This is a genomic window from Streptomyces sp. NPDC005805, assembly GCF_040630445.1.
Classification (GTDB): Bacteria; Actinomycetota; Actinomycetes; order Streptomycetales; family Streptomycetaceae; genus Streptomyces.
On the sequence record NZ_JBEXXN010000086.1, the window covers coordinates 1 to 17,791 of the forward strand.

Below are 17,791 nucleotides of genomic sequence, written 5' to 3' on the forward strand. Positions count from 1 at the left end.
CGGCGCGGCCCGGGACGTCATCCAGAACCACCTCCTCCAGCTCCTCGCCCTGACCGCCATGGAGGAGCCCTCCTCCTTCGACGCGGACGCCCTGGTCACCGAGAAGCTGAAGGTCCTGCGCGCGGTCCGGCTCCCCGCCGACCTGGGCGGCCACACCGTCCGCGGCCAGTACGCGGCCGGCTGGCAGGGCGGCGAGAAGGTCGCCGGCTACCTCCAGGAGGACGGGATCGCGCCGGAGTCGACCACCGACACCTACGCGGCCGTGAAACTGGGCATCGACAACCGCCGCTGGGCGGGTGTCCCCTTCTATCTGCGGACCGGCAAGCGGCTCGGGCGCCGGGTGACGGAGATCGCGGTGGTCTTCCAGCGCGCCCCGCACTCGCCGTTCGACTCCACCGCCACCGCGGAACTGGGCCAGAACGCGCTGGTCATCCGCGTCCAGCCGGACGAGGGGGTGACCCTGCGCTTCGGCTCCAAGGTGCCCGGCACCTCGATGGAACTGCGCGATGTCACCATGGACTTCGCCTACGGGGAGTCGTTCACGGAGTCCAGCCCCGAGGCGTACGAGCGCCTGATCCTCGATGTCCTCCTCGGTGACGCGAACCTGTTCCCGCGCACCGAGGAGGTCGAGGAGTCCTGGAAGATCCTGGACCCCGTGGAGGAGTACTGGGCCGGCCACGGCAAACCCGCGCAGTACCCGGCGGGCACCTGGGGCCCGGTGGAAGCGGACGAGATGCTCGCACGAGACGGACGGAGCTGGCGCAGGCCATGAAGATCGACCTCACGGACACCACGGCCGGAAAGATCAACAAGGCCCTTGTGCGCGGCCGGCGCGAGATCGGCACACCCGCCGTCGGCATGGTCCTCACCCTCGTCATCGTCACCGACGAGGAGCACGCCTACGACGCCATCAAGGCCGCCGGGGACGCCTCCCGGGAGCACCCCTCGCGCACCCTGGTGGTCATCAAGCGGCACGCCCGCTCGCCGCGCGACCGCCATGACACCCGGCTCGACGCCGAGGTCCGCGTCGGCAGCGACGCCGGGGCGGGGGAGACCGTGCTGCTACGTCTGCACGGCGAACTCGCCGACCGGGCGGACTCGGTGGTGCTGCCGCTGCTGCTGCCGGACGCCCCCGTGGTCGTCTGGTGGCCCGTCGACGCCCCGCCGGTCCCGGCCGCCGACCCGCTGGGCGCGCTCGCCCAGCGCCGGATCACCGACGCCTACGCGGTGGAGGACCCGCTGCGGGAACTGGCCGCCCGCGCCGAGGGGTACCAGCCGGGCGACACCGACCTCGCCTGGACCCGGCTCACCCCGTGGCGGTCCATGCTCGCCGCCGCGCTCGACCAGGCGCGGGCCGAGGTGCTGTCCGCCGTGGTGGAGAGCGAGGCGGACAACCCGAGCGCCGAACTCCTCGCCCGCTGGTTCTCCGAGCGGCTGCGGGTGCCCGTCGAACAGGTCGTCACCGCCGGGCCCGTGGTCACCGCGGTGCGGCTGCGCACCGCGGACGGGGAGATCCACATCGACCGGCCGGAGGGGCCCGTCGCCCGTCTCGCCATCCCGGGGCAGCCCAACCGGGTCCTCGCGCTCAAGGTGCGCTCCACGGCGGAGCTGATCGCGGAGGAGCTGCGGCGGCTCGACCCGGACGAGGCGTACGCGGCCGCGCTGCACGCCGAGATCGTTCCTCCGCCGCCGGGCGCGGAGCTGGCCGAGGGGCCGTGACGGCAGCGCCGGAAAGGCGTACACATTCCGTCACGCGGCGGTGACACGGAGAGAATTCAGGGGTGCGGCACCGGTGCCGCACCCCTGAATGTGTGAAGGGCCTGTGAGGTGCCGTCCGGCATTCCTCCCCTGCCATGGATCTGCACACTCGCTTCCCACGCGGCACATCGTCTCCCCATCCCCCGATCGGCATTGGCCCAGGCCATTCTGACTCTGTGTCGGAATGTCCCATTCCGCTACGCGGTCCATGGTGAACGGGCGCCGGCGCCTCGGGCGATCCCGTGAAGAACATGGCACTTATTGATGCAGGGCTGTGCACGAGGCGGCAATAAATTCCCGTTTCCACCGCCCCGGAGGGGAATTCGGGCGCCTTTGCGATTGGGCCGTCAACGGGCCTCCGTGCTTTGATCCTTCGCACCGCGGGATTTACCGACGGGTTCCCGGATCCGGGAATCTCCCCACCCCGCTGGGCGGTCGGCGCGCTTCATCTCGCGTGCCCGGACGCCGTATTTCGCAACAGCCACCCGAAGGGAAGCTTCACATGAACTTCGTCCCCACCCAGGAGATCTCCGACAGCGAGCTGGACAACGTGGCCGGCGGCCTGCAGAGCGCCGTGGTCGGCAACGCGACCGCCGCTCTCGACAGCATCGTCCCGGTCTCCGGCACGGTCGGCGCCGTGACCGGTGTGGTCGAGGGCGCCACGGGCATCAACACCGCGGCCATCACCGGCCCGGTCACCGGTCTCGTCGCCGGTCTGTAAGACCTCCCGGCACGCCGGCCCGCTCTGCCGGCACCCGCGGACCGTGCGCCCCGGAACCAGCCAGGCTCCGGGGCGCACGGCCGCTCCCGCTCGCTCCCGCTCCGTCCCCGTGACACCGCCGAGCCCCGTGCGACCCCGAGCCGTTCCCCCGTCCCCCGGCAGCCCAGGGAAGAGTTCGTGCAGTTCCGCCAACAGGCCCTCTCCAAGCTGCAGTCACCGGAGGAACTCGACCTCCCGGTGCGCTACGCCCGCCCGCAGGGCCTGCTCGTCCTCGCCGTCACCCTCGCCGTGATGGCCGCGGCCGCCGTCTGGGCGGTCACCGGGACCGTCACCTCCACCGTCGCCGCCCCCGGAGTCCTCACCCACGGCCAGGGCAGCTACGTCCTCCAGAGCCCGGTCGCCGGACAGGTCACCAAGGTCCTCGCCGAGGAGGGCGGACGCGTCCGCGCGGGCGCCCCGCTGGTCGAGGTGCGCACCGCCGAGGGCACCGCCGTGGTGCGCGCCATCGCCGCCGGCCGCCTCACCGCCCTGGTCGCCACCATCGGCTCCGTGCTCACCACCGGCAGCGACGTCGCCGCCGTGGAACGCGTCGAGCGCCCCGGCGACCCGCTGAGGGCCGTGCTCTACGTCCCCGCCGACAGCGCCGCCGGGATGTCCCCGGGCGCACGGGTCGACCTCACCGTCCAGTCGGTGCCCGCCCAGCGGTACGGCGTGCTGCGCGGCACCGTGACATCCGTCGGCGGGGCCCAGACCCGGCAGCGGATCACCGCCTTCCTCGGCAGCAGCCAGCTCGGCGAGCAGTTCTCCCGCGACGGCCAGCCCGTCGCCGTACTGGTCGCCCTGCGCCGCGACACCGCCACCGCGTCCGGGCACGACTGGTCCGCCGCCGGCGGACCGCCGCGCACCCCCGCCTCCATGACCCCCGTGAGCGGCTCCGTCCGCCTCGCCGCCCAGCACCCGATCGATTGGCTGCTGCCGTGACCCCGACCCCGCCCCCGGCCGGCGACACCACCACCGCCCCCGCGCCCCGCCGCGCCGCCGCCCCCGGCCGCCGCAGGCCCCGCCCCGCCCCGGCCCCGCGCGGCGGCCGGGGCACCCGCCGGGCCGCGCCGAAGGGCCGCGCGCCCCGGCCCCGGGCCGTCCGCACCCCCACCGTCCTCCAGATGGAGGCCGTCGAGTGCGGCGCCGCCGCCCTCGCCATGGTCCTCGCGCACCACGGCCGCCACGTCCCCCTGGAGGAACTGCGCATCGCCTGCGGCGTCTCCCGCGACGGCTCGCGCGCGAGCAACATCCTCAAGGCCGCGCGGAGCTACGGCATGACCGCCAAGGGCATGCAGATGGAGGCCACCGCCCTGGCCGAGGTGCCCGCCCCGGCCATCCTGTTCTGGGAGTTCAACCACTACGTCGTCTACGACGGCCCGGGCCGCCGGCTAGGCCGCCGGGGCGTGTACATCAACGACCCCGACAAGGGCCGGCGCTTCGTCACCGAGGAGGACTTCGACACCAGCTTCACCGGCGTCGTCCTCGTCCTGGAACCCGACCGGGCCTTCAGCCGCGGCGGACGCAGACCCGGCGTCCTGCGCGCGGTCCCCGCCCGGCTGCGCGGCACCACCGGCACCCTGCTCGCCGCCCTGCTGGCCAGCCTGCTGCTGGTCGCCGCGGGTGCCGCCGTCCCGGCCCTCAGCCGCACCTATATCGACATGTTCCTGATCGGGGGGCAGACCTCGCTGCTGGGGCCCCTGTTCGCCTCCCTCGCCACCCTGGTCGTCCTCACGGCCGTGCTCACCGCCCTCCAGCAGGCGAACCTGCTGCGCGGGCGCATCATCTCCTCCACCCTCGGCAGCGCCCGCTTCCTCGGCCATCTGCTGCGCCTGCCCGTCACCTTCTTCGCCCAGCGCAGCCCCGCCGACCTGGTCCAGCGCCTCCAGTCCAACGACGCCGTCGCCGAGACCCTGGCCCGCGACCTCGCCGCGGCCGCCGTGGACGGCGTGGTCGTCGTCCTCTACGCGGCCCTGCTGTGGAGCTACGACCCCCAACTCACCGTCGTCGGCGTCGGGATCGCCCTGCTCAACATCGTCGCCATGCGGATCGTCATCCGGCTGCGCGCCACCCACACCCAGAAACTGCGCGCCGACAGCGCCCGGCTGACCAACACCTCCTACACCGGCCTCCAGCTCATCGAGACCATGAAGGCGACCGGCGCGGAGGACGGCTGGTTCCGCCGCTGGGCCGGACAGCACGCCACCACCCTGGAGGTCCAGCAGCGCCTGGGCGTACCGAGCGCGGCCCTCGGTGTCGTCGCCCCCACCCTCGCGACCCTCAACAGCGCCTGCATCCTGTGGATCGGCGGACTGCGCGCCGTCGAGGGGCACATCTCCATCGGTCTGCTCGTCGCCTTCCAGGCCCTGGTCGCCCGCTTCACCGCCCCCATCACCCGGCTGAACGGCGTCGCCGGACGCATCCAGGACTTCGCCGCCGACGTGGCCCGGCTCAAGGACGTCGAGAACTTCCCCGCCGACCCCCTCTACACCCGCGACGCCCCCGACCCGGGCCCCCGGCGGCTCAAGGGCCATGTGGAGCTCACCGGGATCACCTTCGGCTACAGCCCCCTCGACGCGCCCCTGCTGCGCGGCTTCTCCCTCTCGGTCGGGCCCGGCCGCCAGGTCGCCCTCGTCGGCGGGTCCGGCAGCGGCAAGTCCACGGTGTCACGGCTGATCTCCGGCCTCTACCGGCCCTGGGAGGGCACCATCCGCATCGACGGCGAACGGCTGGAGGACCTCTCGCGCAGCGCCCTGGCGGCCTCGGTCTCCTTCGTCGACCAGGACGTCTTCCTCTTCGAGGGGACCGTGCGGGACAACGTGGCCCTGTGGGACCCCTCGATCACCGACGAGGCCGTCACCGCCGCCCTGCGGGACGCCGCCGTCCTCGACGTCGTCCTGCGCCGCCCCGACGGCATCCACGGCCGGGTCGAACAGGACGGCCGGAACTTCTCCGGCGGCCAGCGCCAGCGCCTGGAGATCGCCCGCGCCCTGGTCCGCCGCCCCAGCGTGCTCGTCCTCGACGAGGTCACCAGCGCCCTGGACGCCGAGACCGAGCGCGTCATCATCGACAACATCCGCCGCCGGGGCTGCGCCTGCGTGGTGATCGCGCACCGGCTGAGCACCGTGCGCGACAGCGACGAGATCGTGGTCCTGGACCACGGCCAGGTCGTGGAACGCGGCCGCCACGAGGAACTGGTCGCCGCCCGGGGAGCCTACGCCGGACTGGTCCGGGAGCGCTGACATGACCGTCCCCCACCAGCGCCCCCACACGCCTCCCGGCGACCCCGTGGTCCGCGCCCTCGGCGGCCTCGGCGCCCCCGTCGACTGCACCGGCCTGCGCAGCCTCCCCCTGGAGGGCCCGCACGTCCTGTGGCTCGTCACCGGCGGCTTCCTCGACCTGTTCGCGGTCGACGCGGCCGAGGAGGGCCACTGGCACTTCCTCGGCCGCCTGGCACCGGGCACCCTGCTGCTCGGCCCGGTCGACGGCCCCCGGCACACCCTCCTCGGCCGTCCCTCGGGCGAGTGCGCCCTCCGCCGCGTCCCCCTGCGCGAGCTGTACCCCGACCCGTACGGGCAGGACCCGCACACCGGCCGCCGGCAGCACTCCGCCGGCGCCCACCCGGACGCCCCCGCCCAACTGCCCAGCCCCTGGGCCGAGCTGGAGTACGCCTTCGCCCTCGGGATCGGCCGGGGCCTCGGCGTGCTGTTCCAGGCCCCCCTCGAAGGACGCCCGCCCGGCGACACCGGCATGGCCGACGACGATGTGCTCTGGATGCCCGTCGACCCCGGCAGCGTCCGCCTCGGCGCCGCCTACAGCGCCGAGGCCGCCGCCGACCTCCTCGTCGAAGGGGCCATGTGGCAGCGGATGGTGAATCAGCAGCACCGCCTGCTGACCGCCGTCGACCAGTGGATCGAACAGGCGGAACGCGCCCACGAGGACCGGGCCGCGGCCGGCGTCCGGGCCGGGGAGGACGTCCGCGCCCGCGCCGACGAGGCACTGATCGCGTCCATCGGCCGCCGCGGCCGGGGCGGGCGCGCCACCGCTCCGGCGGCGGGCGACGATGCCGTCTTCGCCGTCTGCGACGCCGTCGCCCGCGCCGCGGGCATCACCCTCACCCGCCCCCCGCGCGAGGACGGCGGCGACGAACGGGTCTCCCCGGTGGAGCGGGTCGCCCAGATCTCCCGCGTCCGCACCCGGCCCGTCCGGCTCACCGGCCCCTGGTGGCGGACCGACAGCGGCCCCCTCGTCGGCCACCGCGCCGCCTCCGGCGCCCCCGTCGCCCTGCTGTGGCGGCGCGGCCGCTACGAGGCGGTCAACCCCGCCACCGGCTCCCGGGCCCGCGTCGGCGAGGAGAACGCGGACGACTTCGAGCCGCGCGCCCTGATGTTCTACCGGCCCCTGCCCGAACGCCCCCCGAGCGTCCTCGCCCTGGCCCGCTTCGGCCTCCGCGGCACCCGCGCCGACCTCCGCCGGCTCCTCCTCACGGGCCTGGTCACCGTCAGCCTCGGCGCCCTGGTGCCGATCGCCACCGGCCGGGTGCTCGGCGAGTACGTCCCCAACGCGGAGACTGTGCTGATCGTGCAGACCGCCCTCGCCGTGATGATCGCGGGGATCGTCTCGGCCGCGTACATGCTGACGCAGAACCTGACCATCCTCCGGCTGGAGGGGCGGATCGAGAGCGTGCTCCAGCCCGCCGTCTGGGACCGGCTGCTGCGCCTGCCGACCCGCTTCTTCACCGAGCGGTCCACCGGCGAACTGGCGAGCGCCGCCATGGGCATCAGCTCCATGCGGCGGGTGATGTCCGGCATCGGACCGGTCGCCGTCCAGTCGGCCACCGTCGGGCTGGTGAACATCGCGCTGCTGCTCTGGTACAGCGTGCCGCTGGCCTTCGCCGCCCTGGGCATGCTGCTCGCCGTCGCCGTGGTGTTCCTGGTCCTCGGGCTGTGGCAGGTGCGCTGGCAGCGCAAGCTCGTCGAACTGGGCAACAAGCTCAACAACCAGGCGTTCCAGACCCTGCGCGGCCTGCCCAAACTGCGCGTCGCCGCGGCCGAGAGCTTCGCCTACGCGGCCTGGGCGGGGGAGTTCGCCCGCTCCCGGGAACTCCAGCAGCGGGTCGGCCGGATCAAGAACCTCACCACCGTCCTGGACGCCGTCTATCTGCCGCTCTGCTCCCTGGTGATGTTCATGCTGCTGGCCGGGCCCGCCCGGGGCAGCATGTCGGCCGGCGAGTTCCTCACCTTCAACGCGGCCGTCACCATGCTGCTGACCTCGGTCACCCAGCTCACCGGCGTCCTGGTCTCCGCGGTCGCGGTGCTGCCGATGTTCGAGCAGGTCCGGCCGATTCTGGACGAGAGCCCCGAGGTGCGCGGCGCCGGCTCCCGTCCCGGCACCCTGACCGGCGCGGTGGAGGCCCGGAAACTCGTCTTCCGCTACACCGAGGACGGCCCTCCGGTCCTGGACGGCGTCTCCCTCTCGGTGCGCCCGGGCGAGTTCGTCGCGATCGTCGGCCCGTCCGGCTGCGGCAAGTCCACCCTGCTGCGGCTGCTCATCGGCTTCGACCGCCCGGAGTCCGGCTCGGTCCTCTACGACGGGCAGGACCTGGCCGCCCTCGACCGGGCCGCGGTGCGCCGCCAGTGCGGTGTCGTCCTCCAGAACGCCCAGCCGCTGAACGGCTCCGTGATGGAGTGCATCTGCGGGGCGGAGACCTTCACCCAGGAGGAGGTGTGGGCGGCGGCGGAGATGGCGGGTCTCGCCGAGGACATCAGGCGGATGCCCATGGGGCTGCACACGATGATCGCGAACGGCGGCGCCGTCTCGGGCGGCCAGCGCCAGCGGCTGATGATCGCCCAGGCCCTCGTCCGCCGGCCCCGCATCCTCTACTTCGACGAGGCGACCAGCGCCCTCGACAACGAGACCCAGCGCACGGTCATCGAGTCCACCCGCCGCCTCAGCGCCACCCGCGTCGTGATCGCCCACCGGCTGACCACGGTGATGGACGCGGACCGCGTGATCGTGATGTCCGAGGGCCGGATCGTCGAGGAGGGCCGCCCCGCCGACCTGCTGCGGGATCCGGGAGGGCGGCTGTACGAGCTGGTGCGCAGGCAGCTGGCGTGAGGCTCCACGGGCCCCGGGGCGGCGGGCGGGGGCTCAGGAGGCCCGGCGGACCGGCTGCGCGGTGTGCGCCACGCCGGGGAGCGGCCGGCGGCGGGCCGGCTGTCCGGCGGCCTCGGCGACGAGGGCGTCGGAGACCAGGCGGACACCGCGCGCCAGCCGGTTCAGCTGCTCCAGCTCGGCCGCATACAGCCGGATGGTGTTCTCGATGACGGCCTCGGCCACGCCCAGGGTGGGCAGTTCGGCCCGGGCCGTCTGGAGCCCCACCCGCACCGCGCGCATCTCGTGCTGGAGCTGGAGCTGCACATGGCGGGCGAGCAGGACGTGATGGCGGGTGAGCGTCGCGTACCCGGCGTACCGGGCCGGCAGGAGGTCCCGCAGCCACCGGGCCGCCGTCCGCTCCCAGTCGCGCGAACCGGGCGTCCTGACCTGGCAGGGCCAGTCGGGGCCCGGTACGGAGGAGATCGGGTGCATGGCGTCGCTTCCGGGTGATCGGGCTCTGGTCGAGAGGCTTGTGGCGGTCCCGGCCCAGGGGTTGACCGGGACCGCCAAGGGGCATTCCGCGGTACGACGGAGTGCCCGGATTGAACAGCCGGAGGCGGACGCGAGGAGGGAGCGCCGTCACCGGGTGTTCGGTTCGGGAGCGGTACCCGCGCCCGTGGTGGCGCAGGACCGGCTGCCAGAAGCAGTAAATATATATACCGTCGAGTAAGCAAGGGTATGAAAAATTTCATGCACGTCACGACGTGAAAATGTCCCGTTAACACGCGGGTCACACAGGAAAGTCTGGGTGCACATCGGGCCATCGGCCGGTGGTCCTCGGCCGGTCCGCGGGTGCGGGCGAGGGACGGGGCGGGTGCGGGGGAGAGGCGGGGGCGCGCCGCCGGGGCGCGGTCAGTCCTCCAGGAAGAAGTCGTGCTGCTCGGCCACCTGCTCGTAGCCCTCCAGCCGCGACTGGGTCCGCTCCGGATCGGCGTCGGCCATGGCCTGGAGCACCGCCGCGGAGAGCACCCCGGGCGCCGAGTACGAGTCGAAGACCAGGCGGGAGCCGGTCCCGGCGCTCAGCGTCACATCCGCCTCGTCGACCAGCGGCCCCAGCGTCAGGTCCGTGATCAGGGCGACCCGCAGACCCGTGCTGTGCGCCGCCCGCAGTGCCGCCAGCGTCTCGTTCGCGTGCCGGGGCATCGCGTACGCCAGCACCCAGGTCCCGCCTGCCTCCCGCGACTGCAGCAGGGCGTCGTAGGCGACCGAACCGCCCCGGGTCACCAGCCGGACGTCGGGGTGGATACGGCGGGCCGCGTAGGCGAAGTACTCCGCCAGCGACACCGAGATCCGCAGCCCCAGCACGGTCAGCGGCACCGAGCGGGCCAGCTCCCGGCCCACGTCGAGGACCTGGTCGGTGTCGGCGAGCACCCGCCGCAGGCTCTCCAGGTTCGCGATCTCCGCGTCCACGGCCGCCTGGAGCTCGTTGCGCCGGATCTCCTCCCGGGTCTCCTGCGCCCCGGCGACCGCGCTCAGCGCGATGGGCTGGAGGGCCTCGCGCAGCGCGGGGAACCCGCTGTAGCCGAGGGAGGTGGCGAACCGGGTCACGGAGGGCTGGCTGACCCCCACCCGCTCCGCGAGATCCGTGATCGACAGGAACGCCGCCTCGGTGAGGTGGTCGATCATGTACTGCGCGATCCGGCGCTGCCCGGGGGAGAGCCGGTGGCTGCCGAAGAGGGCGCGCACCCGGTCCGCGGGGGCGGCCGCGAAGACCGGCTCCGGTTCCTGGCGCCCCGGCGTGATCGCGGCGGCCTGAGCGCGAGCCTGCTGCCCTGATGCCACCGTGTGCCTCCTTCGTGGGTACCGGCCGTGCTCAAATCTAGCTCAGACGACCCACCCGCCCCGCGCCCGCGCCCCGGCCCACGCGGAGATGCGGATCCGGCCCGCCGGGGAGCATGCTGACAAGATGACCCGGTACGGCGCGGGCGGGCGCCCCGAACCCGACGCCGAGCGCCCCGACCCCCAGGCGCCGGCCACGGCCGCCCGGGGGACACCACCGACCGCCCCCACGGGCCGGGGCGGCCCGGACCCGGCCCCCGGTGCGCCCGCCTCGGACGCCCCCGGCACCGGCGCCCCCACCTCGCCCGACGACGCGTCCCCGGCAGCCGCCCCGGGCCCGGGCGGCCCGTCCCCGGACCCCGCGTCCGGCGCGGACACAGCGCCCGGGGACGACCCACCCCGGGACGAGCTCGCCATGGTGCTCGCGCAAGCGGAGGCCGCCGCGATCGAGGCCGTCGGCGGGTTCGCCGGGGGCCTGTACATGCGGACCAACACCCCCGAACTCCTCCTCCTCGCGGTGATCGCCGGGCTGCCCGCGGACCTGTTCCGGCACTGGTGGCGGATGCACGTCAACCGGCCGTTCCCGCACTCGGACTGCTACCGCTCCGCGCAGCCGATCTACCTCGGGGACGCCGAGGAGGCGATGCGCCGCTATCCGCAGCTGATGGCCGGGCTGCCGTTCCCCTTCGGCTCCCTGTACGTGCCGATCACCCACGGCCGCGAGACCTTCGGCGTGATCGGCGTACTCCGGCCCGCCACCCCCGGCCAGGCGGTCGGCGACGCGGACCGCCGGCGCATCACCGGCATCGCCGCCCGCCTCGGCGCCACCCTCGCCGCCATGCCCCCCGGCCGCCGCCGTATCGAGTGGGAGGGCGACCCGCTCGCCGTCACCCTGCCGGCCGTCTCCTCGCCGCCCGTGCGCTTCGGGTCCTTCGACTGGGATCTGACCGCCGGCACCGTCACCGGTGACGCCGGCTGGTGCGGAATCCTCGGCATCAGACCCGCCCGTCTGCCCGTCACCGTCGAGGAACTCGCCGCCCGCATCGAACCGGAGGACGCCTACGGCCTCTGGGCCGTCGCGGGCCAGGCCGCCGCCTCCGACCGGCCGGTCACCCGCCGGCTGCGCCTCCAGGGCTCCGACGGCCGCCCCCACCTGGTCGAACTCTCCGGCCGGCGCGGCGACTCGGACCGGACCGCCCCCGGCACCCGCCTCACCGGCTTCCTGGTCGACCTCGGCGCGGGACCGGTCGTCGCCGAGTCCGCGGACCGCCTCCCGCACGGCGTCTGCTCCATCGACCGCCTCGGCCGCATCGGCTACGCCAACGCGCACGCCGAGACCCTGCTCGCCCGCCCCCGCTCCGACCTGCTCGGACGCGTCCTGTGGAAGGCCGTCCCCTGGCTCGGCCAGGCCGCCTTCGAGGACCACTACCGCTCCGCCCTGCTCTCCGGGGACCCCGTGCACTTCCTGGTTGCCCGCGACGAGGGCTGGCTCTCGGTCTCGATCTTCGCCGGGCTGGACGGCCTGACCGTCACCCTCAGCCCCGGCGACCAGCCCGCCTACGCCCCGGAGTCCGTCCTCGCCCCCGGCACCGGCATCGGCTCCCCGGCCGACCGGGCCGTCGCCCTGTACCGGCCCGTCGCCCTCGCCATCGCCCTCACCGAGGCGGTGACCGCCCGTCAGGTCTCCGCCGTCGTCACCGAGGAACTGCTGCCCGCCTTCGGCGGCCGCCAGCTCGCCATCTACCTGCTCAGCGACCGCCATCTCTACCTGTCCTGGGAGACCGGCTTCCCCCGCGGCTTCCTCAACCGCTTCGACGGCGTCGGCCTGGACGCCAAACTCCCCGGCGTGGAGACCCTCACCACCGGCCGGCCCATCTTCTTCGAGTCCATGCAGCACCTGGCCCGCGCCTACCCCGGCATCCCGCTCGACGCCCATGTCGGCGCCCGCGCCTTCCTCCCGCTGATCGCCTCCGGCCGGCCCGTCGGCTCCTGCATCCTCGGCTTCGACCAGCCGCGCGGCTTCAGCCCCGAGGAACGCACCGTGCTGACCGCCCTCGCCGGCCTGATCGCCCAGGCCCTCCAGCGCGCCCAGCGCTACGACTCCGAGGCCGCCCTCGCCCGCGGCCTCCAGGACGGACTCCTCCCGCACCGCCTCCCCGTCGTCGACGGACTCGACACCGTGGCCCGCTACCTCCCCGGCACCCAGGGCATGGAGGTCGGCGGCGACTGGTACGACGTCATGGACACCGGCCAGGGCCTCGGGCTCGCCATCGGCGACGTCCAGGGCCACGGCGTCTCCGCCGCCGCCACCATGGGGCAGCTCCGCAGCGCCGTACGGGCCCTGGCGGTCAGCGGCCACAGCCCCGAGGAGGTCATGCGCGGCACCAACCAGCTCCTCATGGACCTCGACCCGGGCCAGTTCGCCAGCTGCTGCTACCTCGTCCTCGACCCCGCCACCGGACGCGCCCAGGCCGTCCGTGCCGGCCACCTCCAGCCGCTGCTGCGCCGCCCGGACGGCCGCACCGAGGTCCTGGACCTGCCCGGCGGAGTGGTCCTCGGTGTGGACGCGGACGCCGACTACCCCGTCACCGAGCTGTACCTCGAACGCGGCGCGGTGCTGGCCCTGTTCACCGACGGGCTGGTCGAACAGCCCGGCATCGACATCGACATCGGCATCGAACGGCTGCGGCGCGCCCTCTCCGCCGTGGGCGAGGCGTCCCTCGCGGACACCGCCGACCGGCTCATCAGCGAGGCCCGCGAGGTCTCCGACCGGCCGGACGACATCGCCCTGCTGCTCACCGCCCGCTGGACCGACGGCCCCCGGCCCCCCGCCCGCTGACCGTGCCGCCCCCACCCGGCCGACGCGACGGCCCCGGCGACCCCGACCCGGCCAGGTTCCCCGACGACCCCCGGTTCCCCGCCGCCACCGCACCCGACTGCGCCGATCTGACGACCCTCGACCGGGAGGTCACCCGCTGCCGCGCCTGCCCCCGGCTGGTCGCCTGGCGGGAGGAGGTGGCCGCCACCCGCCGCGCCGACCACCGCGAGGAGACCTACTGGGCCCGGCCCGTGCCCGGCTTCGGCCCGCCCGGCGCCGCCCTCGCCGTCGTCGGCCTCGCCCCCGCCGCGCACGGCGGCAACCGCACCGGCCGCATGTTCACCGGCGACCCCTCCGGCGACCTGCTCTTCACCGCCCTGTACGCGGCCGGCCTCGCCTCCTCGCCCGCCTCCGTCCACCGCGGCGACGGACTCGCCCCGCACGGCGTCCGGGTCACCGCGCCCGTCCACTGCGCCCCGCCGCAGAACCGTCCCACCACCGGGGAACGCGACACCTGCCGCCCCTGGCTCACCGCCGAACTCGCCCTGCTCCCGGACCTGCGCGCGATCGTCGTCCTCGGCGGCTTCGGCTGGCGGGCTCTCCTCCCCGTCCTGCGGGACGCCGGCCGGCGACTGCCCCGCCCCGTACCCGCGTTCGGCCACGGCGCCGCGTACGACCTCGTCCGCGCCGACGGCCGCCCCGGGGTCCTCACCCTGCTCGGCTGCTACCACCCGAGCCGGCGCAACGTCGCCACCGGCCGGGTCGACCTGCCCATGCTGGTCGACGTGTTCGTGCGCGCCGCCCGGCTCACCGCGCCGGCTCGCGGTGCAGCACCGCCAGCACCTTGTCCGGGGTGAACGGGGGCTCCCGCAGCCGCGCGCCCAGCGCGTGGTGCAGGGCGTTGCCGATCGCCGCGGCCGTGCCCACGATGCCGATCTCGCCGATGCCCTTGCTGCCCATCGGGTTCAGATGCGGGTCCTCCTCCTCGACCCAGTGCGCCTCGACGGACGGCACATCCGCGCAGACCGGCACATGGTAGGAGGCGAGATCGCACTCCGCCGTGTCCCCGAAGCGCGGGTCGGTGGTGCTGCCCTCGGTGAGGGCCATACCCGCGCCCATCACCAGCCCGCCCACCAACTGGGACCGCGCGGTACGCGGGTTGAGCACCCGCCCCACGGCGAACACCCCGAGCAACCGCGCGAGCCGCACCTCACCGGTCACCGCGTCCACCGCCGTCTCCGCGAACACCGCGCTGAACGCGTGCCGGGCGTACGGCACTTCGGCCCCCGCCTCCTCGCGGGTGTCGGCCGTCGCCGCGAGCCCCTCCGGCGGCACCCGCCCGCCGTGTTCGGCGAGCAGTTCCGCGAGCCGGCCGGCCGCCCGGTGGACCGCCCACCCCCAGGACGCGGTGCCCGCGGAACCGCCCGCCAGCGGGGCGGCCGGCAGCTCCGTGCTCCCGATCTCCGCCCGTACCGCCTCCTGCGGCACCCCCAGCGCCTCGGCCGCGATCTGGGCCAGGACCGTCCGCGCCCCGGTGCCGATGTCCGTGGCGTTGACCCGGACCCGGAAGCCGCCGTCCGGATCCGCGTGCGCACTCGCCCGCGACGGGCCCACCAGCACCGGATACGTCCCGGCCGCGACCCCCGAACCCCACAGCGCACCGCCCTCGTTGCGCACCCCGGGGCGCGGGTCCCGGCGGTCCCAGCCGAAGAGCCGGGCGCCCTCGCGCAGACAGGCCGCCAGATTCCGGCTGCTGAACGGCCGCCCGCTGTCCGGCTCCCGGTCCGGATCGTTGCGCAGCCGCAGCTCCACCGGGTCCAGGCCCGCCGCGCAGGCGAGTTCGTCCATCGCCGACTCCAGCGCGTACATCCCGGGCGCCTCCCCGGGGGCGCGCATCCAGGACGGTGTGGGCACGTCCAGGGCGGCCACCCGGTGCACCGTCCGGCTGTGCGGCGAGGTGTACATCACCCGGCCGGGGACGGCCGCCTGCTCCACGAACTCCCGCACCCGGGAGGTCCGGGTGACCACCTCGTGGTCCAGCGAAACGATCCGCCCATCGGCGTCCGCCCCGAGCCGCACCCGGTGCAGGCCCGGCGCCCGGTGCCCCACCACCGCCGCCAACTGCCGCCTCGGCAGCGCCAGGGTCACCGGCCGACCTGTGTGCATCGCCGCCATGGTGGCCAGCACCACATGGGGCCGGGGCGTGCCCTTGCTGCCGAAACCGCCGCCCACATGTGCCGAGACCACATGGATGTGCTGCCGGTCCAGCCGGAACATATGCGCCAGCACCGCCCGGACCGTGCCCGCGCCCTGACTGGAGTCATGGACCGTCAGTGTGCCGTCCCGCCACTCCGCGGTCGCCGCGTGCGGCTCCATCGGATGGTTGTGCAGCGCGGTCAGCGCGTACTCCGCCGTGACCCGCACCGCCGCACCCGCGTACGCCCCGTCCGGGTCGCCCCGCTCCCGCAGTCCCGGGTGGCCGCCGTTGGCCTCCTCGGGCGTGTACAGGTCCGGCCGGTCGCGGTCGAGGCGCACATCGTGCTCCGCGACCGCGTACGCGACCCGTACCGCGTCGGCGCCCGCCCGGGCCTCCTCCGGCGTCCGGGCCACGACGAGCGCCACATACCAGCCCCGGTGCGGGACGCGGTCGTCCTGGAGGACCGCCAGCGTGGCGTCGTCGGGCGGCTCCAGCCGGGGCGCGTTCTCCTGGGTGAGCACCGCGAGGACACCGGGCAGGGCCAGGGCGGCGGACGTGTCGATCCCGGTGACCCGGCCCCGGGCGACCGTCGCGGGCACCGGCCAGGCGTGCAGCCGGTCCGGCGGCCGGTACTCCGCCGCGTACCGGGCCCGGCCGGTCACCTTCGCCGCCGCCTCCTGCCGTACCGCGCCGCCCCCGGACTCCTGCCCGGCCCCGCCGTCCCCCGGCGCGCTCACCGGGCCCCCGCCGCGAGATCCGTGAGCACCCGCACGGCCAGATCCCCGGCGAGGCGCACCTTGAACGCGTTGTCCCGCAGCGGCTCGGCCGCGTCCAGCTCGGCCTCCGCCGCCCGGGCGAACGTCTCCGGCTCGGCGGGCGCCCCCAGCAGCCGCTCCTCCGCCGTCCACGCCCGCCACGGCCGGTGCGCCAGACCCCCGAACGCCAGCGCCGCGTGCCGGACCCGCCCGTCCTCGACGGCCAGCGACGCGGCCACCGACACCAGCGCGAAGGCGTACGAGGCCCGGTCCCGGACCTTGCGGTACGCGGAACGCGCGCCCGGCACCGGCGGGGGCAGCTCCACCGCGGTGATCAGTTCGCCCGCCCGCAGCTCGGTGTCCGCCTCCGGCCGGTCGCCCGGCAGCCGGTGGAAGGCGGTCGCCGGGAGGGTACGCGTCCCGGCCGCGCTCTCCAGGCGCACGGTGGCGTCCAGGGCGGCGAGCGCGACCGCCATGTCGGAGGGGTGCGTGGCCACGCAGGCCGGCGAGTGCCCGAGGACCGCCAGATCCCGGTGCACGCCCTCCCGGGCCGGGCAGCCGCTGCCGGGGACCCGTTTGTTGCACGGCTTGGTGACGTCCTGGAAGTACAGGCAGCGGGTGCGCTGGAGGAGGTTCCCGCCGGTGGTCGCCGCGTTCCGCAGCTGCCCCGAGGCACCGGACAGCAGGGCCCGGGAGAGCACCCGGTAGCGGGACCGCACCAGGGGATGCGCGGCGAGGTCGCTGTTGCGGACCGTCGCCCCGACGAGCAGCCCGCCCTCCGGGGTCTCCTCGACGCCGTCCAGCGGCAGCCGCCCGATGTCGACGAGCACACCGGGGGAGGCGGCGCCCAGCTTCATCAGGTCGACCAGATTGGTCCCCCCGGCGAGGAACTGCGCCCGGGGCCCCGCCGCGTACGCGGCCAGCGCCTCCGCGGTGCTCCCGGCCCGCACATAGCCGAAGGGCCTCATCCGGCCACGTCCTCGATCGCCGCCACGATGTGGGTGTACGCGCCGCAGCGGCAGAGGTTGCCGCTCATCCGCTCCCGGATCTCGGCCGCCGTCAGCGCCACCGGCCGGATGCCGCCCGCCGTGTCGTCCGCCGCGCCGTCCTCGGTGACGAGGGAGGGGTGCCCGGCCGCCGCCTCGGCGATCATGCCGACGGCGGAGCAGAGCTGGCCCGGGGTGCAGTAGCCGCACTGGAACGCGTCCCGGGCGGTGAACGCCTCCTGGAGGGGGTGGTGCCGTCCGCTCTGCGCCAGCCCCTCGACGGTCGTGATCCGCGCCCCGTCGTACGCCACCGCGGGCAGCAGGCAGGCGAGCAGCCGGCGGCCGTCGACGAGGACCGTGCAGGAGCCGCACTGGCCGTGGTCGCAGCCCTTCTTGGGGCCGGTCACCGACAGCCGCTCGCGCAGGGCGTCGAGGAGGGTGGTCCGGTGGTCCAGGGCCAGCGTCCAGGCGACCCCGTTGACCCGGAGCTCGCCCCAATAGCTCAGTCGGTAGAGCGTCTCCATGGTAAGGAGAAGGTCTACGGTTCGATTCCGTATTGGGGCTCTGGTGTGAGGGATCCGC

Annotated in this window: 13 protein-coding genes and 1 tRNA gene; 9 read left to right on the forward strand and 5 right to left on the reverse strand. The window is 74.9% G+C overall.

Annotated features, from left to right (window positions below):
• The 6 genes from ABZ457_RS29410 to ABZ457_RS29435 all read left to right on the forward strand — a co-directional run.
• The coding region (locus tag ABZ457_RS29410) for a glucose-6-phosphate dehydrogenase (protein WP_359163732.1) at positions 1 to 772 on the forward strand (772 nt) is incomplete at its 5' end.
• Positions 769 to 1,719, forward strand: a complete 951-nt coding sequence (gene opcA, locus ABZ457_RS29415) for a glucose-6-phosphate dehydrogenase assembly protein OpcA (protein WP_359163735.1) — start codon at positions 769 to 771, stop codon at positions 1,717 to 1,719. The genes ABZ457_RS29410 and opcA, both read left to right, overlap by 4 nt.
• Before the next feature lie 541 nt (positions 1,720 to 2,260).
• Positions 2,261 to 2,479: a type A2 lantipeptide gene (locus ABZ457_RS29420; RefSeq protein WP_359163738.1), complete on the forward strand. Its 219-nt coding sequence runs from the start codon at positions 2,261 to 2,263 to the stop codon at positions 2,477 to 2,479.
• A 177-nt stretch (positions 2,480 to 2,656) separates the two neighbouring features.
• Positions 2,657 to 3,460, forward strand: a complete 804-nt coding sequence (locus tag ABZ457_RS29425; RefSeq protein WP_359163741.1) for an HlyD family efflux transporter periplasmic adaptor subunit — start codon at positions 2,657 to 2,659, stop codon at positions 3,458 to 3,460.
• Complete coding sequence (locus tag ABZ457_RS29430) at positions 3,457 to 5,760, forward strand: NHLP family bacteriocin export ABC transporter peptidase/permease/ATPase subunit (RefSeq protein WP_359163744.1); 2,304 nt, start codon at positions 3,457 to 3,459, stop codon at positions 5,758 to 5,760. Before ABZ457_RS29425 ends, ABZ457_RS29430 begins: the two co-directional genes overlap by 4 nt.
• Position 5,761: 1 nt before the next feature.
• Positions 5,762 to 8,635, forward strand: coding sequence for an NHLP bacteriocin export ABC transporter permease/ATPase subunit (locus ABZ457_RS29435; protein WP_359163747.1), 2,874 nt, complete (start codon positions 5,762 to 5,764; stop codon positions 8,633 to 8,635).
• A gap of 33 nt (positions 8,636 to 8,668) precedes the next feature.
• Here ABZ457_RS29435 and ABZ457_RS29440 read toward each other — a convergent pair whose 3' ends face one another.
• On the reverse strand, positions 8,669 to 9,106 hold the full coding sequence (locus ABZ457_RS29440) for a hypothetical protein (RefSeq protein WP_359163750.1): 438 nt from the start codon (positions 9,104 to 9,106) through the stop codon (positions 8,669 to 8,671).
• A gap of 420 nt (positions 9,107 to 9,526) precedes the next feature.
• Entirely contained in the window at positions 9,527 to 10,456 is a 930-nt protein-coding gene (locus ABZ457_RS29445; protein WP_359163753.1) for a MurR/RpiR family transcriptional regulator, read from the reverse strand.
• A 412-nt stretch (positions 10,457 to 10,868) separates the two neighbouring features.
• On the opposite strand from ABZ457_RS29445, the gene ABZ457_RS29450 reads away from it, so the two are divergent.
• Both ABZ457_RS29450 and ABZ457_RS29455 read left to right on the forward strand, forming a co-directional pair.
• Positions 10,869 to 13,292, forward strand: coding sequence for a SpoIIE family protein phosphatase (locus ABZ457_RS29450; protein WP_359163768.1), 2,424 nt, complete (start codon positions 10,869 to 10,871; stop codon positions 13,290 to 13,292).
• A gap of 2 nt (positions 13,293 to 13,294) precedes the next feature.
• Positions 13,295 to 14,128 (forward strand): uracil-DNA glycosylase, encoded by an 834-nt coding sequence (locus ABZ457_RS29455; RefSeq protein WP_359163756.1) that lies wholly within the window; start codon positions 13,295 to 13,297, stop codon positions 14,126 to 14,128.
• Here the strand turns inward: ABZ457_RS29455 and ABZ457_RS29460 are convergent.
• The 3 genes from ABZ457_RS29460 to ABZ457_RS29470 are packed head-to-tail and all read right to left on the reverse strand — an operon-like array spanning position 14,079 to position 17,733.
• On the reverse strand, positions 14,079 to 16,205 hold the full coding sequence (locus ABZ457_RS29460) for a xanthine dehydrogenase family protein molybdopterin-binding subunit (RefSeq protein WP_359163759.1): 2,127 nt from the start codon (positions 16,203 to 16,205) through the stop codon (positions 14,079 to 14,081). The two genes, ABZ457_RS29455 and ABZ457_RS29460, sit on opposite strands and share 50 nt — an antisense overlap.
• Positions 16,202 to 17,191, reverse strand: a complete 990-nt coding sequence (locus ABZ457_RS29465) for a xanthine dehydrogenase family protein subunit M (RefSeq protein WP_359163762.1) — start codon at positions 17,189 to 17,191, stop codon at positions 16,202 to 16,204. The genes ABZ457_RS29460 and ABZ457_RS29465 overlap by 4 nt, the downstream gene beginning before the upstream one ends.
• Complete coding sequence (locus tag ABZ457_RS29470; RefSeq protein WP_359163765.1) at positions 17,188 to 17,733, reverse strand: 2Fe-2S iron-sulfur cluster-binding protein; 546 nt, start codon at positions 17,731 to 17,733, stop codon at positions 17,188 to 17,190. Before ABZ457_RS29470 ends, ABZ457_RS29465 begins: the two co-directional genes overlap by 4 nt.
• Between ABZ457_RS29470 and ABZ457_RS29475 the strand changes: the two genes are divergently transcribed.
• Positions 17,701 to 17,773: transfer RNA gene (locus tag ABZ457_RS29475), tRNA-Thr, on the forward strand. The two genes, ABZ457_RS29470 and ABZ457_RS29475, sit on opposite strands and share 33 nt — an antisense overlap.
• Positions 17,774 to 17,791 lie beyond the last annotated feature (18 nt).